The organism is Rhizobium sp. 05N430, assembly GCF_056396985.1.
Genome location: NZ_JBFTMO010000003.1, coordinates 316819 through 342781, shown reverse-complemented (window position 1 = coordinate 342781; position 25963 = coordinate 316819). Strand labels below are relative to the sequence as shown.

Below are 25963 nucleotides of genomic sequence, written 5' to 3'. Positions count from 1 at the left end.
ATGACCTTGTCAGGAAGCTTCTTCAAGATCGGCCCGGCCCGTCTCTTCGTTCACGCCTGCGTTCTCCTGATCGTCATCATCTGGCTGATCCCGACCCTCGGCATCTTCGTCAGCGCGCTGCGCGACAAGGATCAGATCGTCGTGTCGGGCTGGTGGACGTCCTTCGTTGGCTCCACCCGCACGGTGGCCGCCCGCGTCGGCGCCGCTGCCGATCAGAAGCAGGAAGGCCCGCTCTACGTCATCGCCGGAAATGTGCTGCAGGGCGATCTGGCCGGTCGCGCCATCAGCGCCTTCGGAACGCGCATCCAGCAGCCGTCGGCCTACAAGGTCGGCGAGAACGCCGATCTCGGCGATGGCCTCAACCTGCAGGTCAACACCGACGGCACCTACCGCTATACCAAGACCGCAGCCTTCACCGATGACGATGCCGGCCGCCGTGTTTACGTCGCGATCTCGACCCCGCCGGAATTCACGCTTGATAACTACAAGACGGTTCTGACAGGCGAGGGCATCGGCCAGTCCTTCATCAATTCGCTGACGGTGACGATCCCGGCGACGATCATCCCGATCCTCATCGCGGCCTTTGCGGCCTATGCGCTGAGCTGGATGGAGTTTCCGGGTCGTGCGCTGATCATCGCGCTGGTGGTGGGCCTCATCGTCGTGCCGCTGCAGATGTCGCTGATCCCGCTGCTCCGGCTCTACAATATCGTCGGCGCGGCACTCGATGCGCCGTCCAAGACCTATCCCGGCATCTGGCTGGCGCATACCGCCTTCGGCATGCCGCTCGCCATCTATCTGCTCCGCGCCTATATCGCGGGGCTGCCCAAGGAGATCATCGAATCCGCCCGCGTCGATGGCGCGACCGATTTCGAGATTTTCGTCAAAATCGTTCTTCCCTTGTCCTTCCCGGCACTCGCGTCCTTCGCGATCTTCCAGTTCCTGTGGGTGTGGAACGACCTGCTCGTCGCCATGGTCTTCCTCGGCACCGACAGGCAGCATCTCGTGCTCACCGGCAGCCTCAATGCGCTGCTCGGTTCGCGCGGCGGCAACTGGGAAATCCTGACGGCCTCGGCCTTTGTCACCATCATCGTTCCGCTGCTCGTGTTCTTCGGGCTGCAGCGATATCTGGTGCGTGGCCTGCTGGCGGGTTCGGTAAAGGGCGGCTGATCCAATCCCAAGACCTGACTTCGCATAGGAAAAGACATGAGCGTGGCATCTCAACCCAATTTGGCTGACGACAAGGACTGGTGGCGTGGCGCGGTGATCTATCAGATCTATCCGCGCTCCTACCAGGACTCCAACGGTGACGGCATAGGCGACCTGAAGGGCATCACCGCCCGCTTGCCGCATGTCGCTGCTCTGGGCGCCGATGCGATTTGGATCTCGCCGTTCTTCACCTCGCCGATGCGCGATTTCGGCTATGACGTATCGGATTACGAAAACGTCGATACGATCTTCGGCACGCTCGTGGATTTCGACACCCTGATCGCCGAGGCCCACCGCCTCGGCATCAAGGTGATGATCGACCTCGTCATCTCGCATTCGTCGGACCAGCATCCCTGGTTCGTCGAAAGCCGGTCGAGCAAGACCAACGCCAAGGCTGACTGGTATGTCTGGGCCGATGCCAAGCCTGATGGCACGCCGCCCAACAACTGGCTGTCGATCTTCGGCGGTTCCGCCTGGGCGTGGGATCCGACGCGCATGCAGTATTACATGCACAACTTCCTGACCTCGCAGCCGGATATGAACCTTCACAATCCGGAGGTTCAGGACCGCCTGCTCGATGTCGTCCGTTTCTGGCTGAAGCGCGGTGTCGATGGCTTCCGTCTGGATACGATCAACTTCTACTTCCACGACAAGCAGCTGCGCGATAACCCGGCGCTGGCGCCCGAGCGCCGCAATGCGTCCACGGCACCGGCCGTGAACCCCTATAATTTCCAGGAACATCTCTACGACAAGAACCGCCCGGAGAATATCGACTTCCTGAAGCGCTTCCGCGCCGTGCTCGAAGAGTTTCCGGCAATCGCCGCCGTCGGCGAAGTCGGCGACAGCCAGCGCGGCCTTGAGATCGTGGGCGAATACACGTCCGGCAATGACAAGATGCACATGTGCTATGCCTTCGAGTTCCTGGCACCCGATCCGCTCTCGCCTGAGCGGGTCGAAGAGGTGATGAAGGATTTCGGCGCTGCGGCGCCCGATGGCTGGGCCTGCTGGGCTTTCTCCAACCACGACGTCATGCGCCATGTCAGCCGTTGGGGCTCGCTGGTGTCGGACCACGACGCCTTCGCCAAGCAATATGCATCGCTGCTGATGACGCTGCGCGGTTCCGTCTGCCTCTATCAGGGCGAAGAACTCGGGCTGACCGAGGCTGACCTTGCCTATCAGGATCTGCAGGATCCCTACGGCATCCAGTTCTGGCCGGAGTTCAAGGGCCGCGACGGTTGCCGCACCCCGATGGTCTGGGACAGCCAGGTCGCGCAGGGCGGTTTCTCCACCGTCAAGCCATGGCTGCCGGTTCCGGTTGAGCACATCCTGCGCGCCGTCAGCGTGCAGCAGGGCGACGAGAACTCGGTGCTCGAGCACTATCGGCGCTTCCTCGCCTTCCGCAAGCAGTTCCCTGCCTTCGCGAAGGGCGAGATCGCTTTCGAGGAGCCGCAGGGTGACGGCCTGATTTTCACGCGCGAATACGGCAACGAAAAAATGCTCTGCGTGTTCAACATGGGTGCTGCTGAAACGCTCATTACGTTGCCGGATGGTGACTGGCAGGCGTTGACGGGCCACGGCTTCACCAGCAATAACTATGGCGGAAAAATCGATATTCCGGCGTGGGGCGCTTATTTCGCCCGGCTCGCCTAAAAATCAGAGGGAGGCACTGATGACAGGACTGTCGCTTAAGGAAATTCGCAAGTCATATGGTTCCGTGGACGTTCTCCACGGCATCGACCTGGAGATCAAACAGGGCGAATTCATCGTCTTCGTCGGTCCCTCCGGCTGCGGCAAGTCCACGCTGCTGCGCATGATCGCTGGCCTCGAGAACATCACCGGCGGCGACATGTATATCGATGGCCAGCTGGTCAACGATGTGCCGCCGTCGAAGCGCGGTATCGCCATGGTGTTCCAGTCCTATGCGCTCTATCCGCATATGACCGTTTACGACAACATGGCCTTCGGCATGAAGATCGCCGGTGAGAACAAGCAGGAGATCGATCGCCGCGTCCGCGCTGCCGCCGATAGCCTGCAGCTCGGCAAGTATCTCGACCGTCTTCCGAAGGCTCTGTCCGGTGGCCAGCGCCAGCGTGTTGCCATCGGCCGTGCCATCTGCCGCAATCCGAAGGTCTTCCTCTTCGACGAGCCGCTGTCCAACCTCGACGCCGCGCTGCGTGTTGCCACGCGCATCGAGATCGCCCGGCTCAACGAGCAAATGGCCGATACGACGATGATCTACGTCACCCACGACCAGGTCGAGGCGATGACGCTGGCGGACCGCATCGTCGTGCTCTCGGCAGGTCATATCGAGCAGGTCGGGGCACCGCTGGAGCTCTACGAGCGTCCGGCAAACCTCTTCGTCGCCAAGTTCATCGGCTCTCCGGCCATGAACATCATCCCGGCAACCATCGCGGAAGCCGGTAGCACGACGACGGTCACGCTCACCGGCGGCAAATCGGTCACTCTCGACATCCCGACCGCCGCTTCCGAAAAGGGCAAGTCCGCCAGCTTCGGCGTCCGCCCTGAGGATCTCGCGATCGCCAGCGGCGATGCCTACCTCTTCGAAGGCGAAGTCTCGATCGTCGAAGCGCTCGGCGAAGTGACGCTGCTTTACATCGAAGGCTTGGTTCCGGGCGAGCCGATCATCGTCAAGCTGCCCGGCACGATCGACATCAAGAAGGGCCAGAAAATGCGCTTCTCGGCCGATCGCCAGAAGCTGCATCTCTTCGATGCCGAAGGCCGCACCTACCGTCGCTGACAGCCAAAATTGGGGGCTTTTTCACGAAGCCCCCGAAGCCCTCCGTTCGACACTTTCTGTTAAGTCGGCGCTGCTAGCATTTCCCCATTGTATCGAGTGGGGAATAAGGTCGTGGGTGTATCAAATCCATCGCCATCAGGGCATTTTTTGAACAAGGAAGAATCCTTCATGTATGACCGCGAACAGCGGTTCAAAATGGAGGACACGATGAACGCGGCGCGTCTCGAATATACCGAGAAGGGCGTCATGCACATGGCCTCGCGCCGTTGCGATATCGTTCGCATCTCGATGAGTTCGGCGGTTCTCGCCATCCTGACGCAGTTCAATCTGCCCAAGCAGTTCTATCTGGACATCCCGGATGCACGCATCACCAAGGTCGGCTGCATGCTGATGCGGGTGAATGCCAACAATACTGTGGAAGTCCGCTTCCTGCGTCTGCTGACGCAGAAGGAACTCAACAAGATCTTCGTCTACAGCACGCATCCGGCGCATCGCGACTACGTCCTCGACGTTCGCGGCTGATCGAGCTGCAGGACCTGAAAAGAAAAAAGCCCGCGAGTTGATCGCGGGCTTTTCGTTTAGTGGAAGAGGACGCTCGCTCCGTGATCGGAGGCGCCGACCGCGCGGCGGAACGGCGCGAAGAGCTCGCGGCCCATGCCCCATTCGTTTTCCGAAAGATCGGCCGTCACCGGCTCGCGTTCGGCCATGGTTGCGGCATCGACGAGCACCTCAAGCGTGCCGCGGATGGCGTCGAGACGAATGATGTCGCCATCCTGGATGCGGGCGATCGGACCGCCTTCGACGGCCTCCGGCGTCACATGGATCGCTGCCGGAACCTTGCCCGATGCGCCGGACATGCGCCCGTCGGTCAGAAGCGCGACGCGGAAGCCGCGGTCCTGCAGCACGCCGAGCGGCGGCGTCAGCTTGTGCAGCTCCGGCATGCCGTTGGCCTTCGGACCCTGGAAGCGCACGACAGCGACGAAATCGCGGTTGAGCTTGCCTTCCTTGAAGGCGTCCTGCAGCTCCTGCTGGCTGTGGAAGACGATTGCCGGGGCCTCTATGATATGGCGATCCGGCTTTACCGCCGAGATCTTGATGACCGCCTTGCCGAGATTGCCGCGCAGCATCTTCAAGCCACCATTCGCCTGGAAGGGCGTCTCGATGCTGGCAAGCACCTTCGGATCATGGCTCTTCTCGGGGGAGGGCTCGCGGACGACGGTGTTGTTGTCGCCGAGGCGGGCGTCGATCGTGTAGGCTTCGAGGCCCTGACCGGCGACCGTGCGCACGTCGCCATGCAGCATGCCCTGCTTCAGGAGCTCCTTGATCAGGAAGCCCATGCCGCCCGCAGCGTGGAAGTGGTTTACGTCGGCGAGGCCGTTCGGATAGACGCGGGCAAGCAGCGGGATTTCTTCCGAGAGCTCGGCGATATCCTGCCACGTCAGCTGGATACCGGCCGCGCGCGCCATGGCGACGAGATGCAGCGTGTGGTTCGTGGAACCACCCGTCGCATGCAGGCCGACAACGCCGTTCACCACCGACCGCTCGTCGATCATCTCGCCTGCCGGCGTGAATTGGTTGCCGAGCGCCGTGATGGCGAGCGCCCGCTTGGCGGCTTCACGCGTCAGCGCTTCGCGCAGCGGCGTGCCGGGATTGATGAAGGAGGAGCCGGGCATATGGAAGCCCATGATCTCCATCAGCATCTGGTTGGAATTGGCAGTGCCGTAGAAGGTGCAGGTGCCCGGGCCGTGATAGGACTTGGATTCGGCTTCCAGCAGTTCTGCGCGGCCGACCTTGCCTTCGGCATAGAGTTGGCGCACGCGCGACTTCTCGTCGTTCGGCAGTCCCGTCGTCATCGGCCCGGCGGGCACGAAGATTGACGGCAGGTGGCCGAAGGAGAGAGCGGCGATGACAAGCCCGGGAACGATCTTGTCGCAGACACCGAGGAAGAGCGCCGCATCGAACATGTTGTGCGACAGGCCCACACCTGCAGACATGGCGATCAGATCACGCGAGAAGAGCGAAAGCTCCATGCCCGGCTGGCCCTGGGTCACGCCATCGCACATGGCAGGCACGCCGCCTGCGACCTGCGCAATGCCGCCAGCCTCGGCAGCCGCCTCACGGATGATTGCCGGGTAGGTCTCGAACGGCTGGTGGGCCGAGAGCATGTCGTTATAGGCGGTGATGATACCGAGGTTCGGAACGCGGTCGCCGGCGAGCGCATCCTTCTCGGCGGGGGAACAGACCGCAAAGCCGTGCGCAAGGTTTGCGCAGCCGAGGATAGACCGGACGGCACCCTTCGATGCCGCGCCGCGCAGGCGCTCCAGATATCGCTCGCGTGTCGGCTTCGATCGCTCGACGATGCGGGAGGTAATCGCAGAAATGCGTGCGTTAGCGGACATGGGAGTTATCCTGCCTTGGTTGCTGTTCAAATTGTCTGTTCGCGGCTCGCCCGAAGGCTTGGTCTTACGGAGCCCAGTAGATATCGACAGGCGTTGCCGCCCGCCGCAGCACGGCCCGGATCGGCATCTCTGCCTCGTCTCCGGCGCCTTCAGCCTTCGTCAGCACGTCCTTCTTGCCCTGGCCTTCGATATGAAGCACCAGGAGCTTGGCATCCTGAAGGCTGGAGAAGGTGAAGGTCAGGCGCGGCTCGCCGGCATCCTGCGCTTCCATGGTGATGATACCGCGCGGCGTATTGGGATCGAGCGCGACCGCAAGATTGTTGCCGCCCGGGAAAAACGAAGCCGTATGGCCATCGCCCCCCATGCCGAGGATGACGATATCGAACGGATTGCCGACCGATGCCGTCTCCGCGGATGCAAGCTTCGCGGCACTTTCCGCGGAGCCCGTGTCGTGGAAGAGCGGCAGGAACCGCGCTGCCTTTGCCTTGTTCTGCAGCAGGTTGCTGGCAACCAGCAGATGGTTCGAGCGGTCGCTGGTTTCAGGCACGAAGCGCTCGTCGACGAGCGTGATCGTTACCTTCGGCCAGTCGAGGTCGCGCGTCGAAAGCGCCTGGAAGAAGGCTTTCGGCGTGGAACCGCCGGAAACGGCGATAGTCGCCGTTCCCTTCGCTGCGATCGCCTTGGAAAGCGTGTCCGCAACCTTGTCTGCAAGGTTGGCGGCCAGTTCCGCGGCATTGGCAAAAGCATGCATGGTCGCTGCCATCGCTCTCAATCCTAGATGTTGTCGTGCCAGGTGCGGCCGTCGCGCTCGATCAGCGCGATAGCCTGGCTCGGGCCCCAGGTGCCTGCAGTGTAACCCTGAACCAGCTGGCCGGTGGATTCCCAGCCCTTCAGGATCGGGTCGACCCAGTCCCATGCCGCCTCGACTTCGTCGCGGCGCATGAACAGCGTCTGGTTGGAACGGATGACGTCCATCAGCAGACGTTCGTAGGCGTCCGGGTTACGGACATGGAACGCTTCCGCAAAGCTCATGTCGAGCGAAACGTTGCGCAGGCGCATGCCGCCCGGACCCGGATCCTTGATCATCAGTGACTGCTTGACGCCTTCGTCAGGCTGCAGGCGGATGATCAGCTGGTTCTGGCTGATGCGGCCGGCCGACTGGTCGAACACCGAGTGCGGGATCGGCTTGAAGGTTATGACGATCTCCGACATGCGGCCGGCAAGACGCTTGCCGGTGCGGATGAAGAAGGGAACGCCGGCCCAGCGCCAGTTGTTGATCTCGGCCTTGATGGCGACGAAGGTTTCCGTATTGGAAACGCCGCCTTCAAGCTCTTCAAGATAGCCCTTGACCGGACCGGTGCCGGAAGCGCCGGCGCGGTACTGGCCGCGAACGGTCATCTGCTCGACATTCGAGGCGTTGATCGGCTTCAGGGCGCGCAGCACCTTAAGCTTCTCGTCGCGCACGGCTTCGGAATCCATCGAGGAGGGAACTTCCATCGCGGTCAGGCAAAGCAGCTGCAGGATATGGTTCTGCACCATATCGCGCAGCGCGCCCGCCGTGTCGTAGTAACCGGCGCGGCCTTCAAGGCCGACGGCTTCTGCAACCGTGATCTGTACGTGGTCGATGTAGTTGGCGTTCCACAGCGGTTCGTAGAGGGCATTGGCAAAGCGCAGCGCCATCAGGTTCTGCACTGTTTCCTTGCCGAGATAGTGGTCGATGCGGAAGATCTGCTCTTCCTTGAAGGCCTTGCCGATGCTGTCGTTCAACGACAGCGCCGATGCGAGGTCGCGGCCGATCGGCTTTTCAACGACGATGCGGGTCGACTTGGTGATCAGCTTGTGTTCGTGGATCTTCTGCGAGATGTCGCCGAAGATGCCAGGCGCAACCGCGAGGTAGAAGGCGCGAACGCGATCCTTGCCATCGTCCAGCAGCTTCTTCAGCTTGTCCCAGCCGGCGTCCGAACGGGCGTCGACCGATACGTAATGCAGACGCTTGCAGAACTTTTCGACTTCCGCTTCGTCATATTCGCCCTTCTTCAGGTGCTCCTTGAGAGCGTCCTGGGCGAACTTGCGGTATTCTTCGTCGGTCAGCGGGCTGCGCGAAGCGCCGATGATGCGCGTCGGTTCGGTGAACTGTCCCTCGATCTGGCGGTGGTAGAGGGCGGGCAGGAGCTTGCGCTCGGCAAGGTCGCCGCTGCCGCCGAAGACGACATAATCAAAGGGTTCAACGGGAATGATCTGGCTGCTCATGAGCTTTTCTCTCAATCAGTCTGGTTGGCGGCCGTTTTAATCTAATCGATTTAAAAAAGCCAGTGTGCGATGCAATGAATCTCTCGGGTCCCGGTTTTAAAGCGAATTGACCCGAGAGGAAATCCCGCAATCGCCCTAAAACTTGTCGCGCAGCGCGAACCAGGACAAGGCTAGGAAAAGCAGCGGTGCCCGCATGGCTGGTCCGCCGGGAAAGGCCGGGATATCGAGCCCTTTGAAGAGGTCGAGTTCCCCTGATTTTCCAAGAACCGTTTCTGCATAAAGTTTGCCGCAGTAATTTGACAGCATCACGCCGTGGCCGGAATAACCGCCGATCGATGTCACATTCGGCATGACTTCGCGCACGAAGGGCTGCCGCGGCAGGGTGATGCCGACCGAGCCGCCCCAGGCATGGGTGATCTCGACGTCTTTCAGCACCGGATAAATCTCGGCGATCTGGCGGCGGATATGCTCCGTGATGTCGCGCGGGTTGTCGGAGGTATAGGCCTCGCGTCCGCCAAACAGCAGCCGCCCGTCCTTCGACTTGCGGAAATAGCGCACGACGAAGCGCGAGTCGGCAACCGCTTCGCCGCCCGGCAGTACCGACGGGAAGTTCTCCAGCGGCGCGGTGGCGCCGATGAAGGAGCGGATCGGCATGACGTGGCTTGCCGTCACCGGCTCCAGATTGCCGATGTAACCGTTGCAGGCAATCAGCGCCTTGTCGGCGGTGATCGTACCTCTCGGCGTATCGATCTTCACCTTGCCGCCGTCATTGCGGACGGCGGTTGCCGGCGTCATCTCGAAGAGCTGAGCGCCGGCATTGGCGGCGACGCGGGCAAGCCCGACCAGCAGTTTCAGCGGGTGGATATGTCCGGTGCCGGTGTCGCGCACGCCACAATGATAGCGCTTCGACCCCAGCCGCTCCTGCGTCTCTTCCCTGTCCATGAAACGCACATGCGGATAATCGTAGCGCGAGGCTGCGATCTCGGCATTTTCGGCATAGGAGCGCTTGTAGCTCTCCTTGTGCGCCACGTTCATCTGCCCGGGCATGAACTCGATGTCGATCTGATGTTCGTTGGCGAAATCGAGCAGGTGCTTCTTTGCGCCTTCCGCCAGGTCGAACAGCGCCTTGGAACGCTCGTAGCCGATCTTCTCTTCGAGTTCTTCCGGCCACCAGCGCTGGCCGGTGCCGAGCTGGCCGCCGTTGCGGCCGGATGCACCGTCGCCGAAGCGGTTGGCATCGATGAGCACGACCGATACCCCCGCCTTGGCGAGATTGTAGGCCGCCTGCAGCCCGGTATAGCCGCCGCCGACAATGGCGACGTCACAGGTTCTGGATCCGTCGAGCTCCGGATAGGTCGGCCGCTCGCCCGCCGTTGCCTGATACCAGGAAACGCCGGGCGCGATCGGGCTTTGCCAGTCTTGCTTCACCGCCATGAGGAATGCCTCCTCACACGTTGAGCAGCAGGAACTCGCGCTCCCAGGGGCTGATAACTTCCATGAAGGTCTCGAACTCGCCGCGCTTGACGCCGGCATAGAGCCCGATGAACTCCGCGCCGAACACCTCTTCGAAGGCCGGCTCGTCTTCCATCAGCGCCACGGCTTCCAGCAATCCGCGCGGCAGGTCGATCGAGCCTTCGTTGGCGGCATCTTCCGTCGGTGCAGTCGGCTCGATTTCCTTCATGATCCCCAGCAGACCTGAAGCCAGCGAAGCCGCCAGCGCCAGATAGGGATTGGCATCCGAGCTCGGCAGCCGGTTCTCGACGCGGCGCGCCTGCGGATCGGAAACCGGAACGCGGAAGGCCGTCGTGCGGTTGTCGTAGCCCCAGGCGTTGTTGACGGGGCATGACATGTTCGGCGCCAGGCGACGGTAGGAGTTGACGTAGGGCGCCAGCATCGCCAGCGCACTCGGCACGTATTTCTGCATGCCGCCGATGAAGTGGAAGAACTCCTTCGAGGGTGAGCCATCCGGATTGGAGAAGACATTCTTCCCCGTCTCTTCGTTGACCACCGACTGGTGGATATGCATCGCCGAACCCGGCTGCCCCTGCATCGGCTTGGCCATGAAGGTCGCGAAGATGCCATGCTTCAGCGCCGCCTCGCGGATCGTCCGCTTGAACATGAACACCTGGTCGGCGAGCTCGATCGGATTGCCGTGGCGCAGGTTGATTTCGAGCTGCGCCGGACCTTCTTCGTGGATCAGCGTATCGATCTCGAGACCCTGCTTTTCCGAGAAATGGTAGATGTCGTCGATCAGCTCGTCGAACTCGTTGATCCCGGCGATCGAATAGCCCTGTCCGCCGAGGATCGAACGGCCCGAGCGTCCTTTCGGCGGATGCAGCGGGTAGTCGGGGTCATCGTTGGTGGCGACCAGATAGAACTCGATTTCAGGCGCGACAACCGGCTTCCACCCGCGGGCACTGTAAAGGCCCATGATCCGCTTCAGCACGTTGCGCGGCGTATAGGACACTTCGCCGCCATCGGAATTGACGATATCGCAGATCACCTGCGCCGTCGGGTCGGTTTCCCATGGCACGACGGAGAGCGTCGAAAGATCGGGAACGAGCTTGAGGTCGCTGTCGCGCGGCTCATAGCGGAAGCTTTCCGTCTCTTCGGGATAGGCGCCCGAGATCGTGTGGCGGTAGATCGCCGAAGGCAGTGCGAGCGAGGTGTTCGAGGTGAATTTCGATGTCGGCATCATCTTGCCGCGCGGAACGCCGGCGAGGTCGGGGGTGATGCATTCGATGTCTTCGATGCCGCGTGCCCGTAGCCACTGTGCCGCTTCCTTCCAATTCGCTACGCCGCGCGACGACCCAGGGTCAGGGGGAGTCTTGATCGTGGGGCTAACGTTCTTGGCAGGCTTAAGCGTTGTCTTTTTTGGAGACATGACACACCGGTTACGTTGATCGGAAGGCCATAATAGCCAGAGTTTGGCAATTGGCGAGGGGGGTAGAGGCGTTGACTTTCGCCATTTGATAGAAAAAGAAGGCACACTTTACGGAAGGAAACCGGCTTGAGACGGAAGAGCGATGTGATCGTCATCGGCGCGGGCGCCGCCGGCATGATGTGTGCCATCCGCGCCGGCCAGCGCGGCCGCTCCGTTCTGGTTCTCGATCATGCCAAGACCCCCGGCGAGAAGATCCGTATCTCCGGCGGCGGGCGCTGCAATTTCACCAATATCCATGCCGGGCCGAAGAATTTTCTCTCCGCCAACCCGCATTTCTGCAAGTCGGCGCTGGCCCGCTTCACGCCTGCCGATTTCGTCGCGATGGTCGACAAGCACAAGATCGCCTGGCACGAAAAGACCCTCGGCCAGTTGTTCTGCGACGACAGCGCCAAGGACATCATCCATATGCTGCTCGACGAGATGCGGGCGGCCGGTGCCGAGTGGCAGTTGCGCACGGAAATCCTCGGTGTCGAGAAGACCGACGAAGGTTTTCGCGTCGATACCTCGGAAGGCGCCTACGAGTGCGCCTCGCTGGTAATCGCCACCGGCGGCAAGTCGATCCCGAAAATGGGCGCGACCGGCTTTGCCTATCGCATCGCCGAGCAGTTCGGGCTTCCGATGACCGAGACCCGCCCAGGCCTGGTACCGCTGACGCTTGATCCGGTCCTGCTGGAAGCGATTGCACCGCTCTCGGGCATCGCCGCCCCGGCAGAAATCCGCCACGGCAAGACGGCGTTCCGGGAAGCGCTGCTTTTCACCCACCGTGGCCTCAGCGGCCCGGCGATCCTGCAGATCTCGTCCTACTGGCGCGAAGGCGAGGGGATCACCGTCGATATCGAACCCGATGTCGATCTGCTCCAGCATCTGAAGAAAGCCAAGCAAACGAACGGCCGCCAGTCGGCGCAGACGGCGCTGGCGGACATCCTGCCAAAGCGGCTTGCCCAATATCTGACCGAGCGCGAAGGCATTTCCGGCAACATGGCCGACCTCTCCGACAAGGCGCTGGCGAGGCTTGCCGATGCCGCCCAGAACTGGACGGTCAAGCCGTCGGGCTCCGAAGGATACCGCACCGCGGAAGTGACGCTCGGTGGCATCGATACATCAGCGCTGGACTCGAAGACGATGGAAGCGAAGGCCGTTCCTGGCCTCTATTTCATCGGCGAATGCGTCGATGTCACGGGCTGGCTCGGCGGCTATAACTTCCAGTGGGCCTGGGCCTCGGGTTTTGCTGCAGGTGAATCCTTATAGGCTCGAATCCGGGCAAATAGATTCAAGACTTCTTAAGCCGGGTGCGCCATCGTGTCTCAATGGCAACGATGGAACAAGCTTCCCATTTAAAGCTTTACCGCACAGCCATTTTGATGGATTGTTACAGTATTGAGAAAAGTGAGGTCCTTTAGATGAATAGGAACACACGCCGCGCCCGCGCCATCGCAATCGCCCAGGCAAAGCCTGACACGAAACTCGCGACGCTCCGCTTTCTCATGCTCGCCACCGGCGCAACCACTGCGATTATCGCATTGGTGATCGCGCACGCCGTCTGACCTTTCCGAATTATCATATAATTTGCGGTCTGCCCTTGGCGTGCAGCCGCATGGCCTTGATCGGAAAGGCCATTTCAAACGATTTGGCTTATCCGAAAATTAATATCTCTTCTGTCACACTTGCTGAAACTATGGGCATCCCGTTTCGCGCGGCGATGACTTGGCAATGATTGCCGCCTGAGCCCTCGGGTTTCCCATTATTCCAAAAAAGTCAGCTCGATGCACTCGACCGGCGCCGCAACAGCAGCCGGTGGGAGGAGTGGTGTATGGAAGGCCGGTATAGCCATGTTCATTGATAAGATCCTGTCGCGCTTCAAGATCAAGACGAAGGTCCTGATCTTCGTTCTGCCTTTCGTCGTCGCCATCTCGGCGGTCGGCCTCACCGGCCTTTATGCCTCCGGCATGCTCCAAGGGCGCATGGAAATTTCGAACAGCATCCTTCAGTCGCTGAGCGGCTTCAAGGATCTCTACGGCTCCATGGATGACTTCCTGCAGAACACCAACGAGCAGGCTCGCGACAAGCTCTACGCGGATATCAAGACACAGGGCGAAACTTTGAACGCCACCCTGTCTCAGATCGGCGAGAATGCCGGCCGCGACAATCTGCAGGCTGCGATGGACGGCACCAGCGCCATTTCGGGCACCGTTGGCAAGCTCTGGACGCTGCATGACCAGGAAGTCGCGCTGCGCAAGCAGATCGACGACGCCCAGAAGGTGATGATCACCAACCGCTTCAACGTCAGCTATGACGCGCGCCAACTCGAAGAGAGCGTGCGCACCGACGAAGGCAACGCGACCGCAACCCTGCGCGCCGCCGATCGTCTGCTGAAGGGCGGCGATACGCTCGCGACCACGATGAACGACTTCAACAAGGCGCAGCTTCCTGCCGACAAGCTGAAGGTCGTGACGACGGCGCTGCCGACGATCATCAAGGCTCAGCGCATGATCGAAATATCGGTCCCGCAGAACCAGAAGAGCATGACGCAGTCGATGGCCCAGACCATCAGCGATCTGAAGACGCAGGCCGCCGCGCCCGATGCCGGCTCCGATGACGGCGTTGCCAATCTCGGCCGTCTCGTCTCCCGCTTCCGCCAGATGTCCACCTACACCCAGCTGACCGCCACGCAGATGATGCGCGAAGCGACGACCACCTTCGTTCAGCTCGATAGCCGTATCGCGCAGACCAACTCGGTTCTGGAAGACACCCGCCGTCTTGAGACGTCGATCTATTCGCTGCAGCTCGTGCTCGGCGATTTCAGCGCCAAGCCGACCAAGGAGAACCGGGTTCGCCTGAACCAGGAAATCTCGACCCTCAACACCATGCTGAACACCCTGCAGGCCAGCGCCAAGGGTATGGATTTCGCCGGTGACATCATCTCGGCGATTACTCCTGCGCTCGTCTCGATGGACAAGGACGCGCAGAGCCTCGTTGATGTCATCAATCAGCGCATCAGCGATTACGCCGCTGCCCGCCAGGAACTCGACAGCGTCTGGGGTCAGCTGACCAGCTTCGCCGAACTGCAGAAGCAGACGGCTGGCGCCGAGCGCGAGCAGGCGAACAGCATCTCCGTCGGCACCACCGGCCTCGGTATCCTGGTTTCGATCATCGGCGGCATCGCCCTGGTTCTGACCCTGCAGCGCCCGATCGGCCAGATCACCGCTGCGATGCGCCGCATCGCCGATGGTGCGCTCGACACCAATATCTCCGGTGAACAGCGCTACGACGAAATCGGCGACATCGCCCGCGCCCTCGGCATCTTCAAGGAGAATGCGATCTCCAAGATCCGCATCGAGGAGCAGAGCGACGAGGAGCGTCAGGCTGCCGAGCACGAGCGCCAGCGCAACGATGCCGAGAAGCGCGAGATGGACCGTCAGATCGAATATGCGGTCAACGAACTCGCCGCCGGTCTGCAGCGCATGTCGCAGGGCGATATCTCCACGACGATCGACACGCCGTTCATCGGCCGCCTCGAACAGCTGCGTGAAGACTTCAACGGCTCGATGTTCCGCCTCCAGGAGACCATGAGCCAGATCCGCGATAACGTGCAGATGATCCAGGGCAACGGCAACCAGATGGCCCAGTCGGCCGAGGATCTCGCCAAGCGTACGGAGCAGCAGGCTGCCTCGCTCGAAGAGACTGCTGCTGCCGTCGACGAGATCACCGTTACCGTCCGCTCGTCTGCCGAGCGCGCCAAGGATGCCGACCAGATCGTCCGCCAGGCCAAGCGCAGCGCCGATGACTCGGCAACCGTCGTCGGCAAGGCGATTGATGCCATGGGCCGTATTGAGGATGCGTCGCGCCAGATCGAGCAGATCATCGGCGTCATTGACGAGATCGCCTTCCAGACCAACCTGCTGGCGCTGAACGCCGGTATCGAAGCTGCGCGCGCCGGTGAGGCGGGCAAGGGCTTTGCCGTCGTCGCGATGGAAGTCCGCGAGCTTGCCCAGCGCTCCGCCGCTGCCGCGCAGGAGATCAAGGGCCTGATCAACAAGTCGACGACGGAAGTCAGCTCCGGTTCGCAGTCGGTGCAGGAAACCGGTACCGTACTGGCGAAGATCAGCGCGCAGATCGTCACCATCAGCCAGCATGTCGAAATGATCGCCCGCGCCAGCCACGATCAGTCGGGCGCACTGCAGGAAGTCAACGCCACCGTCAACTCGATGGACCAGATGACCCAGCAGAACGCCGCCATGGTGGAAGAGACGACGGCGGCAAGCCGCGAACTCGCTTCCCAGGCAGACAGCCTGCTTACTCTCGTGCAGCAGTTTAAGATCGAAGGCGAATCGCACACGGCCTATTACCGCGCTGCCTGATCCCAGCCGAAAACCAGATGAAGAAAACGGCGCCGCGAGGCGCCGTTTTCTGTTTGTCGAACAACGTCAATGACTTGGAAAATGTCCGCCATGGTTGTGTTCTGCTCGCGACAGGCCACATTTTCTACCGATGTGGGAAAAGACATAGGTAAATTATCATACTTATGAAATTTATTGCATTTTTTCAGGTAATTAGAGGAAAATTTTCTTTAACGTTTAACGCATAGACTATCTGCAATTCATCTTGCAGAGGGCCCTCATGCTGCGCTTTTTCTCGACATCCATCGTCCGCCAGGCGGTCGCGATCACACTCGGTCTGCTTGTGGTCAGCACCGGCGCGATCGTTGCCGTGACCTATTACGACCTCAGCCGCTATGTGATGGACAACGCCGTCTCAGATGCCAGGGATGCAAACCGCACCATGGCCATCCTCTATGGCGCAGGCGATCAGAGCGCCACGATCACGGTCACGGATTCGGAGCTCGCTACCGTCACCGAAGAAAAGATCCCCGCATTCACCGACCACTCGCTGGTCGATCGTACGGCTCAGGCGATCGCCGGCGTCGCGACGATCTTCGACAAGCAGGGCAGCGACTATGTGCGCGTCTCAACCAATGTGAAGAAGGAAGACGGCAGCCGCGCCGTCGGAACCAAGCTCGCTGCCGATCATCCGGCGCAGACGGTGCTTGCCAAGGGCGACGCTTACTACGGCCCGGCTGTCCTGTTCGGCAAGAACTACATGACCGGCTATTTCCCTGTGAAAAATGCCGCCGGCGCCAATACCGGCATCCTCTTCATCGGCATTCCGATGGAGGTTTATTTCGCCCGGCTGCAGCATCTGCAGGTCCTCGTCATCGGCGCAGGTGCCGCCGTCATGCTGGCCGTCAGCCTGCTGGCCTTCTTCGCCATCCGCCGGACGGTCAGCCCGCTCCAGGCGCTGACGAAGACGGTGCATGCGATCTCCTCGGGCAATCTCTCCGGCGCCATTCCCTGCGTCGACAAGCGCAACGAATTCGGCGAGATCGGCCGCGCCCTGGAAGCGTTCCGCGACAGCGCGAAGGCACGCCAGGATCTGGAAACCCAGGCTGCCGAACAGCGCGCGCTGACGGAAGCCGAGCGCACCCGCAACGACGCCGACAAGCGTACCCTCGATGGTCAGATTGACTTCGCCGTCAACCAGCTCGCCGCCGGTCTCGGCCGTCTGGCGCAGGGCGATGTTTCGGAAACCATCGAAACGCCTTTCGTCGGCCGTCTCGAGCAGCTGCGCGTCGATTTCAACAGCTCGCTGCTGCGTCTGCAGGACACGCTGTCGAGCATTCGCGACAATGCCAACGCCATCCAGCGCAACAGCGGCGCAATGCTGGCCTCTGCCGGCGAGCTCTCGAAGCGCACCGAGGCCCAGGCCGCCAATCTTGAAGAGACGGCTGCAGCCGTCGAGGAAATCACCGTTACCGTCCGCTCTTCCGCGGAACGGGCCCGGGAGGCCAACAACACCGTGGCGCTGACCAAGAAGACCGCCGACAGCTCCGGCGCCGTGGTCGGCGATGCCGTGGCTGCCATGGGCCGTATCGAGGAAGCGTCGCAGAAGATCGAACAGATCATCGAAGTCATCGACGACATCGCCTTCCAGACCAATCTCTTGGCGCTGAATGCCGGTATCGAAGCGGCCCGTGCGGGTGAAGCGGGCAAGGGCTTTGCCGTTGTCGCGCAGGAAGTGCGCGAGCTGGCGCAGCGCTCGGCCGATGCCGCCCGCGAGATCAAGGGTCTGATCGAGAAGTCGACCCGCGAGGTTACGGCTGGTTCGGAGCTGGTGCAGAAGACCGGCAATGTCCTGGCTTCGATCAGCCAGGAGATCATCGTCATCAGCAAGCATGTCGAGACGATTGCCACGGCCAGCCAGGATCAGTCGGCGGCCCTTCAGGAGGTCAACGGTTCGGTCAATGCCATGGACCAGATGACCCAGAAGAACGCTTCGATGGTCGAGGAGACGACGCAGGCAAGCCGCCAGCTCGCCGACGAAGCCGACGCCCTGATGGGCCTGCTCCAGCAGTTCCGCATCGGCAATGTTTCAGTCGCTCACCGTCCGGCAAGGCAGGCAGCCTGATCCAGCCGTTTTGCAGACATGCTTCCGGGCCGCGCCTCATCAGCGCGGCCTTTGTTTTTGAGGCCGATATCCGTCAGCCACGCGATGGCCCGTACAATCCGCGAGTTGCCATATTGCTCGTAGAATTCGTCCTCCGACGTCTGGCGGCAAATACGCCCGCCCTGCGACAGTCCGATCATGTTGGCGATGGCGATCTGGTCGATCATGATGATGTCCTCCGTTTGACGAGACATCACTTCAGATACACAGCAAAAATCGCTTCTTAAACAGGTGAAATCGGCATACGATTTTCACCGATGAAAAACACGACCTGGGATTCCTATCAGCTTTTCCTGCAGGTGGCGCGCCTCGGCGGGCTGACGGGCGCGAGCGGTGTCAGCGGACTCAGCCCGGCAACCGTCGGCCGCCGCATGCTCGAACTCGAACAGGACACCGGCCGGACTCTGTTTATCCGCAGCCAGACCGGTTATCGCCTGACCCCGGATGGACAGGCATTGCTCGACCATCTGCAGGAAATGGAAGCCGCTGCCCGCAAGATAGATGCCTGGCGGCAGTCGGGCGAGGGTGGGGCAACGGTCAGGGTGGCAGCCGGAACCTGGGTGGCCTGGCTGCTGACCGAGAATTTTTCAGCGATCCGCATGCCTGGCGATCCGTTCTCCGTCTCGCTGACAATCGGCGAAACGCGGGCCAATCTCTCCTACCGCGAAAGCGATATCGGCATCCGCGCCTTCGAGCCAGAGGAGGCGAATCTCGCCGCCCGCCTGCTCGGCGAGGTCGCCTATGCCGTCTATGTCAGGCGCAATGCCGCCGAGGCCGCCGAGCAGTGGGTGGCCGTTGCCGAAGACGAAGCGATCTCCGGCTATCTGCGCTGGCCTTATCGAAACGCATCCGGCCCGATCGCCGCCACCGTCAACCGGCCGCGATCGCTGCCGGATCTGGTGCGGGCGGGTGCGGGCAGGGCGGTCCTGCCCTGTTTCGTCGGCGATCTCGATCCCGAGCTACAGCGTCTCGGCGCCGAAATCCCGGAGTTGCGGCATCGCCAGTGGATCGTCATGAACAATGAAGACCGCCACCGGCCGGAAATCCGCGCGGTTGCCGATCGCATGACGAAGCTGTTGAAGAGCTATTCCGACCTCTTCGCCGGAAAGCGCGCCAGCCGCAGCTAGCGTTAGGGGATCAGCCGCCGCACCAGCGCCACCTGGCTGTTGACGCCAAGCTTGGAGAAGATGTTCTTCAGGTGCGAGCGCGCCGTCTCGTAGCTGATGTCGTTGAGCTTGGCGGTATCGCGCAGCGACAGGCCGCTGGCGATGGAGGAGGCAATGCGCAGTTCGGCGGCAGTCAGGTGCTCGTTGCCGTTCAGCCTGTCGTTCAAATGGGCGCAGGTGCCGCCGGAGCGTTCGATGATCAGCGCCGATGTCGGCTCCTGCAGGAACTCGCTCATGAAATCGGATTGCAGCCGAACCAGCGTATACTTCACATTGCCGATGCGCCCGCTGCAAACCGGCTGCAGCGGCTCGCTGGAATGGCCGGTCGCGCGCAGCTGCTCGTTGATACCGGCGTCGTTGACATTGAGCCGCCCGGTCGGCGTGACGCTGATGCCGCAGCCTTCGGTGAGCAGCCTTTGTGCGGCAGCGTTCATCGAGCGCACCTTGCGCTCCTCGCCGAGATAGATCAGCCCGACGCCGATCGCATCGAGCAGCGGCTTGCCGCCTGCCTCGTTGCTTCGCTCGCGGCGCAGGTAGTCGAAAGCCCGCCGAAGATGCGGGGCAAGCTCGGTCAGCACCTGCGCATTGGTGCGGTTATAGCCGGTGTCGGTGCTTGAAGTCAGCGTCGAGAGATTGAAGGACCGGCCCTTCTCCCGCATGATCGTCACGCCGATGCTGCTGCGGCAATCGATGCTGCGAAGATAGTCGTTGTAGAACTCCGTCTTCAGCAGTTCCTCATGCGGCAGCATCTGATCGGCGATGACGCCGAGCCCGACTGGGCGCACGGCTGCCTTCGCCATCCAAGGGTTCACGGTGCTGAAATGCGTGTTGTAGGCTTCGGCAGCCGAGCCATCGAGTCCCGACGAAAGCGACAGTCCGCCGGAGCCGAGAACGGCATCGTGGAAAAACAGCGTCGATTTTCCATCCGGCATGCGCGTGTTCAGCGTATCCAGAAAATCCTGCCAGCTGGTTTCCCCGAGCAGTGCCCCATAGACCAAGTCGGTCAGGGACTGCACGTCCGCGCGTATCATTGCAGGCATATGATGTCCCATAAGAGCTTGAAGACATTATGCTCGCCTTTGGCGGGACTGACAATTGCGTCAAATGACGCAGAAGGCGCCGGTCTTTCCGGCGCCTTCTGCTCCTTTAGGCGCGGTTGGCAACGACAACTGGGATCATCAGATCGCCCCAGTTGCCGTCGCCCCCGTGATGGCGGGCGGACCGGACAAGCTCTACGGAAACTCCGGACTCGACCGCCTTCATGACCGACGCGTTGAGCCGGTGCAGATCGTTGGCGAGCATGCGGATCATGCTCTGCTGGTCCGGCGTCATCGTCGATGCCTGCTCTTCCGCGCGTTCGCGGACACGTGAGATTGAAGCCATTGTCTTCTCCTCTTGTTGCGCGGTCATTCCGCTGCGGGTTTGAATTGTGCGTGTTCGGTCGATTCTCGCATCGCTGTCGTCGAGGACAGGCCGCCGGTGATGGCGAGCGATACGGCATCGAAGTAACCGGTGCCGACCTCCCGCTGATGCTTCGTCGCCGTATAGCCATTGGCCTCGGCGGCGAATTCCGCCTGCTGCAGCTCGGAATAGGCCGACATCTGCCGGTCCTTGTAGCCGCGCGCCAGCTCGTACATGCCGAAATTCAGCTGGTGGAAGCCGGCAAGGGTGATGAACTGGAACTTGTAGCCCATGGCGCCGAGCTCGCGCTGGAACCGGGCGATCGTCGCTTCGTCGAGGTTCTTGCGCCAGTTGAAGGACGGTGAGCAGTTATAGGCGAGCATCTTGCCCGGATGAACCTTGTGCACGCCCTCGGCAAAGCGCCGCGCCTGATCCAGATCCGGCTTCGACGTCTCGCACCAGATGAGATCGCAATAGGGCGCATAGGCGACGGCGCGGGCGATGCAGGGCTCCAGGCCGTTGCGCACCTGATAGAAGCCCTCGACCGTGCGTCCGGCATCGTAATCGACGAAAGGCTGGTCGCGCTCGTCGATATCCGAGGTCAAAAGCTTCGCGGCCTCGGCGTCAGTGCGGGCAATCACCAGTGTCGGGACGCCCATGACGTCGGCTGCCAGACGCGCCGCATTGAGGTTACGGATATGGGCCGCCGTCGGGATCAGAACCTTGCCGCCCAGATGGCCGCATTTCTTTTCCGATGCCAGCTGATCCTCGAAATGGACGCCGGCCGCACCCGCCTCGATATAGGCCTTCATGATCTCGAAGGCGTTCAGCGGCCCGCCGAAGCCGGCCTCGGCATCGGCAACGATGGGGGCGAACCAGCTCTCGACCGACAATCCCTTGTTTTCCGAGGTCTCGATCTGGTCGGCGCGCTGAAGCGTGCGGTTGATGCGCTTGGCAAGCTCGGGGCCGGCATTGGCCGGATAGAGCGATTGGTCCGGATACATCGCGGACGCCGTGTTGGCATCAGCCGCCACCTGCCAGCCGGAAAGATAGATCGCCTTCAGCCCGGCGCGCACCATCTGCATCGCCTGATTGCCCGACAGGGCGCCGAGCGCATTGACGAAATCATCGCGGCGCAAGAGCTCCCAGAGCCTGTTGGCGCCGATCTCCGCCAGCGAATGGCTGATCGCCACGGAACCACGCAGACGCCGGACGTCCTCTGCGGAATAGGGGCGCTCGATACCGTCGAAACGGCCAGCCGGTACGTTGCGGATCAGCTTGTCAAACTCAGTCACAGTATCCTCCTTTGGCGTCGTTTGCATGTGTGACAGAATTTACAAATCACGCGAGAATGGCCAGAAAATACTTGATTATTGGGAATGGAAAGAGGTTATATTGCCTCGGGTTTTACAAGGTCGCTCTGTCAAATTGTAAAGATTTGTAAAAGGCTGGCATATGGAACGGAAGATCTTCGCGGGGCCGAAAGTCAGGCGTATCCGCAACGGCCTGGGCGTCACGCAAACGGCGATGGCCGAGGCGCTCGGCATCTCGCCCTCCTATCTGAACCTGATCGAGCGCAATCAGCGGCCGCTGACGGTCCAGCTACTGCTGAAGCTCGCCTCGGTCTACAAGGTCGATCTCGACGATCTCCAAAGCGAACCCGGCAACAATCTCGCCGGATTGCGCGAAGTCTTTGCCGATGCGCTGTTATCGGGCGAGCTGCCGGGCGATCAGGAACTCGTCGAAATCGCCGAGGCGGCACCGAACGCGGCAAGCGGCATGGTGAAGCTCTACCGCGCCTACCGCGAACAGGCGGCGCGGCTGTCGGATCTGAGCGCCCTCATGGCCGGCGACGCCCATGTCCCGGCCGCCGGCGCCAGGCTTCCGGCAGACGAAGTCCGCGATGTGCTGGAGCGGCGCCCGGCCTATTTTGCCATGATCGAGGATGCCGCCGAGCAATTCTTCATGTCGCTGCCGTCGGGCGATCTGCAACAGGTGCTGAAGGACTGGCTGCAGAAGGGGCGCGGCATCACCGTGCGCATCATGCCGGTTCATGTCATGCCGGACCTGCGCCGCCGTTTCGACCGGCATTCGATGCGCCTTTTCATCTCCGAGCGGTTATCCGCATCCGATCAGCTGCAGGAAATTGCCATCGAGGTGGCAACGCTGGCCCTGCGTACGGCCATCGGCAAGGAGCTCGATGGTCTCGGCCTTTCCACGCCAGAGGCCCAGCGCATTGCCCGCTTCGAGCTGGCGCGCTCGGCGGCGCTGGCGATCATGATGCCCTATGAGGCCTTTCTCGCTGGTGCGAAATCGGTGCGCTACGATCTCGACCTGCTGCGCAGCCGCTACGGCTGTTCGTTCGGGCAGGCCGCCGCCCGGCTGATCATGCTGCAGCGTCCCGGCAATGCCGCCGTTCCGTTTTTCCTGATGGAGGTCGATGCCGCGGGAAACCGTCTGCGCCGGGCAGGTGCTGCCGGTTTCCCGCATGCCCGCTTTGGCGGCGGCTGTCCGAAGCTCGGCATACACGCCGCTCTGCTGCAGCCGGGACAGATTATCGCGGAAACGGCCGAAACGCCCGATGGCTCCGGTTTTCTCACGGTGTCGAGAACGCTCGAAGGCCCTGCCGCGCCCTTCGGTGAGCGGATCAGACGCACCGCCGTGCTCGTCGGCTGCGACGCGCAGTTCCGGGATGCGACCGTCTACAGCCAGGCCACGTCATCTTCGCCACATGCAGTTGCAATCGGCCCAGCCTGCCGCCTTTGTGAGCGAAAAGGCTGTCTTGCCCGCGCCGAGCCGCCGGTCACTCGCCCGCTTGGGCTAGACGAGATGGTGACCGGCCTCAGCGCCTTCGATTTCCAGTGACCGGTGAAATCATTGCGAGCACCCGGATTTAGCGCTTGTCGCCTCCCAAATTCCTTTCTAGTCTAGCCAAAAATCCAGAGGGAATGGGTGTCCGGGGGCGTGATACCTAATAATTATAAAGGCACAGGAGAGATTATGAGGTCAGTCATCGCAAAGCTCGCGGCAACAGCCGCCGTGGCTATTTTTGCAGCAGCGCCATCCTACGCCCAGGAGCGTGTCGTCAATGTCTACAACTGGTCCGATTATATCGACAGCTCGATCCTAGAGGACTTCACCAAGGAAACCGGCATCAAGGTTGTCTACGACACCTTCGATTCCAACGAGACGCTGGAAACCAAGCTCCTGGCAGGTGGCACCGGCTATGACGTGGTCGTTCCGACGGTTTCCTTCATGCAGCGCCAGATCGCTGCAGGCGTCTATCAGAAGCTCGACAAGTCGAAGCTCCCGAACCTGTCGAACATGTGGGACGTCGTCATGAAGGGCGTCGCCACCTTCGATCCGGGCAACGAATACAGCGTCGACTACATGTGGGGCACCACCGGCATCGGCTACAATGTCGATAAGGTGAAGGCCGCCCTCGGTACCGACGAGAAGCCGAACTGGGATGCGCTCTTCGATCCGGCAAAGGCTGCGAAGCTCAAGGATTGCGGCATCTACATGCTGGATTCGCCGACCGACGTCATTCCGTCTGTTCTTGCCTATCTCGGCCTCGACCCGAACAGCAAGAAGCAGGCCGATCTCGACAAGGCGCAGGAAGTGCTGCTCGCGGTCCGTCCGTTCGTGCGCAAGTTCCACTCGTCCGAATATATCAGCGCGCTCGCCAACGGCGATATCTGCATCGCGCTCGGCTATTCCGGCGATATGTTCCAGGCGCGTGACCGCGCGGCGGAAGCCAAGGCCGGTGTCACCATCGACTATTCGGTTCCGAACCAGGGTGCGCAGATCTTCTTCGACGTCTTCGGTATCCCGAAGGATGCACCGCATGTCGAAGAGGCACATGCTTTCATCAACTACATGATGAAGCCTGAAGTCGCCGCCAAGGCATCGAACTTCGTCTATTACGCCAACGGCAACAAGGCGTCGCAGCAGTTCCTCGACAAGGCCGTCATCGACGACACGGCGATCTACCCGACGCCGGAAGTCATGGCCAAACTGTTCACGGTGCCGCCGCTCGATCCGAAGACGCAGCGCATCGTCACACGAATCTGGACAAAGGTCGTTACCGGCCAGTAATCGAGACTTCGGCCCGGACGGCAACGCCCGGGCCTTTTATTGACGTGCCGGCCGTCGGGGGAGCGCCGGTTTTCAAATCATAATTTCGGGGAAAACCATGAAGTCTCTTGGCAATATTCGCCGCTCCTTCGCGCCGTGGACCGATCCGGCAGCAAAACCCTTTATCTCCTTCAAGAACGTCACCAAGCGCTTCGGCGATTTCACCGCCGTCGATGATCTCAGTCTGAATATCTATCACCGCGAATTCTTCGCGCTGCTCGGTGCATCCGGCTGCGGCAAGTCCACGTTGCTGCGTATGCTGGCCGGCTTCGAACAGCCGACGGCGGGTGAAATCATTCTGGATGGCACCGACATGGCCGGCACGCCACCCTACAAGCGCCCGGTCAACATGATGTTCCAGAGCTACGCGCTCTTCCCGCATATGACGGTCGAAAAGAACATCGCCTTTGGTCTCCGCCAGGACGGCATGTCGAAGGACGCGATCGGCGAGCGCGTGTCGCAGATGCTGAAAATGGTGAAGCTCGAGCAGTTCGCTTCCCGTAAGCCCAACCAGCTTTCCGGCGGCCAGCGCCAGCGCGTCGCTCTCGCCCGCTCTCTCGCCAAGCGCCCGAAGGTGCTGCTGCTCGACGAGCCGCTTGGCGCGCTCGACAAGAAGCTGCGCGAGGAAACCCAGTTCGAGCTGATGGACCTGCAGCAGAATCTCGGCCTCACCTTCGTCGTCGTCACCCACGACCAGGAAGAGGCGATGACCATGGCCGACCGCATCGCGGTCATGAGCCATGGCAAGGTCGTTCAGGTCGCGACGCCGGCCGAAATCTACGAAGCGCCCAACTGCCGCTTCGTGGCCGACTTCATCGGCGATGTGAATATCTTCGACGGCAAGGTGGTTTCCGCCGATGGCACGAGCGTCGAGCTCGCCGTCGATGCTGGTCTGACGATCAAGGTCGCAACATCGGATATGCCCCCCAAGGGCAGCAGCGCCGGTTTCGCGATCCGTCCCGAGAAGCTCAGGGTCACCCGCCAGCCGCCCGCAAACCCCACGGTTAACGCTTCCTCGGGCGAGCTTTGGGACATTGCCTATCTCGGCGATATGACCGTCTTTCACGTCAAGCTGAAGAACGGCCAGGTGGTCAAGGCGTCGTCGCTGAACGCGCAGCGCGCCGTCGATGATCCCTTCACCTACGATCAGGACGTCTGGGTCACCTTTGCCGAAGATGCCGGCGTGCTGTTGAAGGATTGA

At 61.5% G+C, this 25963-nt stretch carries 21 protein-coding genes; 12 read left to right on the top strand and 9 right to left on the bottom strand.

From position 1 onward, the window contains the following. From AC1DJO_RS09105 to AC1DJO_RS09090, 4 genes are all read left to right on the top strand, one after another. Entirely contained in the window at positions 1-1167 is a 1167-nt protein-coding gene (locus tag AC1DJO_RS09105; protein WP_112387635.1) for a carbohydrate ABC transporter permease, read from the top strand. 36 nt (positions 1168-1203) lie between these two features. Beyond that, positions 1204-2856 (top strand): beta-galactosidase BglA, encoded by a 1653-nt coding sequence (gene bglA / locus AC1DJO_RS09100; RefSeq protein WP_112513940.1) that lies wholly within the window; start codon positions 1204-1206, stop codon positions 2854-2856. Positions 2857-2875: 19 nt separating this feature from the next. Then, positions 2876-3964, top strand: a complete 1089-nt coding sequence (locus tag AC1DJO_RS09095) for an ABC transporter ATP-binding protein (protein ID WP_477970024.1) — start codon at positions 2876-2878, stop codon at positions 3962-3964. Between the two features lie 168 nt (positions 3965-4132). After that, positions 4133-4486, top strand: a complete 354-nt coding sequence (locus AC1DJO_RS09090; protein WP_112514332.1) for a hypothetical protein — start codon at positions 4133-4135, stop codon at positions 4484-4486. 56 nt (positions 4487-4542) lie between these two features. Here the strand turns inward: AC1DJO_RS09090 and edd are convergent, their stop codons facing one another. The 5 genes from edd to AC1DJO_RS09065 form a co-directional block, all read right to left on the bottom strand. Further along, complete coding sequence (edd, locus tag AC1DJO_RS09085) at positions 4543-6363, bottom strand: phosphogluconate dehydratase (RefSeq protein ID WP_310292853.1); 1821 nt, start codon at positions 6361-6363, stop codon at positions 4543-4545. Between the two features lie 64 nt (positions 6364-6427). Further along, on the bottom strand, positions 6428-7126 hold the full coding sequence (pgl, locus tag AC1DJO_RS09080; protein ID WP_477970022.1) for a 6-phosphogluconolactonase: 699 nt from the start codon (positions 7124-7126) through the stop codon (positions 6428-6430). Positions 7127-7137: 11 nt separating this feature from the next. Then, entirely contained in the window at positions 7138-8613 is a 1476-nt protein-coding gene (gene zwf, locus AC1DJO_RS09075) for a glucose-6-phosphate dehydrogenase (RefSeq protein WP_112387641.1), read from the bottom strand. 135 nt (positions 8614-8748) lie between these two features. Beyond that, on the bottom strand, positions 8749-10047 hold the full coding sequence (locus AC1DJO_RS09070; protein WP_477970020.1) for an NAD(P)/FAD-dependent oxidoreductase: 1299 nt from the start codon (positions 10045-10047) through the stop codon (positions 8749-8751). A gap of 13 nt (positions 10048-10060) precedes the next feature. Continuing rightward, a complete protein-coding gene (locus AC1DJO_RS09065; RefSeq protein ID WP_112387643.1) occupies positions 10061-11497 on the bottom strand; it encodes a glutamine synthetase family protein in 1437 nt (478 codons plus the stop codon). 174 nt (positions 11498-11671) lie between these two features. Between AC1DJO_RS09065 and AC1DJO_RS09060 the strand changes: the two genes are divergently transcribed. The 4 genes from AC1DJO_RS09060 (at position 11672) to AC1DJO_RS09045 (ending at position 18019) form a co-directional block, all read left to right on the top strand. Further along, positions 11672-12805 (top strand): BaiN/RdsA family NAD(P)/FAD-dependent oxidoreductase, encoded by a 1134-nt coding sequence (locus AC1DJO_RS09060; RefSeq protein WP_477970323.1) that lies wholly within the window; start codon positions 11672-11674, stop codon positions 12803-12805. A gap of 152 nt (positions 12806-12957) precedes the next feature. Next, entirely contained in the window at positions 12958-13101 is a 144-nt protein-coding gene (locus AC1DJO_RS09055) for a hypothetical protein (protein ID WP_477970018.1), read from the top strand. Between the two features lie 285 nt (positions 13102-13386). After that, positions 13387-15915: a methyl-accepting chemotaxis protein gene (locus AC1DJO_RS09050; protein WP_477970016.1), complete on the top strand. Its 2529-nt coding sequence runs from the start codon at positions 13387-13389 to the stop codon at positions 15913-15915. A gap of 259 nt (positions 15916-16174) precedes the next feature. Further along, on the top strand, positions 16175-18019 hold the full coding sequence (locus AC1DJO_RS09045) for a methyl-accepting chemotaxis protein (RefSeq protein WP_477970014.1): 1845 nt from the start codon (positions 16175-16177) through the stop codon (positions 18017-18019). Here the strand turns inward: AC1DJO_RS09045 and AC1DJO_RS09040 are convergent. Then, positions 17992-18225: a hypothetical protein gene (locus tag AC1DJO_RS09040; protein WP_477970012.1), complete on the bottom strand. Its 234-nt coding sequence runs from the start codon at positions 18223-18225 to the stop codon at positions 17992-17994. The two genes, AC1DJO_RS09045 and AC1DJO_RS09040, sit on opposite strands and share 28 nt — an antisense overlap. A 90-nt stretch (positions 18226-18315) precedes the next feature. Here AC1DJO_RS09040 and AC1DJO_RS09035 point away from each other — a divergent pair, with 90 nt between their 5' ends. Next, the gene (locus AC1DJO_RS09035; RefSeq protein ID WP_477970010.1) at positions 18316-19185 is read left to right on the top strand and encodes a LysR family transcriptional regulator; all 870 of its coding nucleotides are present in this window, start codon (positions 18316-18318) and stop codon (positions 19183-19185) included. 2 nt (positions 19186-19187) lie between these two features. Here the strand turns inward: AC1DJO_RS09035 and AC1DJO_RS09030 are convergent, their stop codons facing one another. From AC1DJO_RS09030 to aceA, 3 genes are all read right to left on the bottom strand, one after another. Further along, entirely contained in the window at positions 19188-20264 is a 1077-nt protein-coding gene (locus AC1DJO_RS09030; protein WP_477970008.1) for a helix-turn-helix transcriptional regulator, read from the bottom strand. A gap of 106 nt (positions 20265-20370) precedes the next feature. Beyond that, positions 20371-20607: an SMc00767 family acetate metabolism repressor gene (locus AC1DJO_RS09025; protein WP_112387649.1), complete on the bottom strand. Its 237-nt coding sequence runs from the start codon at positions 20605-20607 to the stop codon at positions 20371-20373. 23 nt (positions 20608-20630) lie between these two features. Next, on the bottom strand, positions 20631-21947 hold the full coding sequence (gene aceA, locus AC1DJO_RS09020; RefSeq protein ID WP_477970006.1) for an isocitrate lyase: 1317 nt from the start codon (positions 21945-21947) through the stop codon (positions 20631-20633). A gap of 133 nt (positions 21948-22080) precedes the next feature. Here aceA and AC1DJO_RS09015 point away from each other — a divergent pair, with 133 nt between their 5' ends. The 3 genes from AC1DJO_RS09015 (at position 22081) to AC1DJO_RS09005 (ending at position 25963) form a co-directional block, all read left to right on the top strand. Further along, on the top strand, positions 22081-23490 hold the full coding sequence (locus AC1DJO_RS09015; RefSeq protein WP_477970004.1) for a helix-turn-helix domain-containing protein: 1410 nt from the start codon (positions 22081-22083) through the stop codon (positions 23488-23490). 135 nt (positions 23491-23625) lie between these two features. Continuing rightward, complete coding sequence (locus AC1DJO_RS09010) at positions 23626-24723, top strand: polyamine ABC transporter substrate-binding protein (protein ID WP_477939207.1); 1098 nt, start codon at positions 23626-23628, stop codon at positions 24721-24723. Between the two features lie 97 nt (positions 24724-24820). Next, complete coding sequence (locus AC1DJO_RS09005) at positions 24821-25963, top strand: ABC transporter ATP-binding protein (protein ID WP_112513926.1); 1143 nt, start codon at positions 24821-24823, stop codon at positions 25961-25963.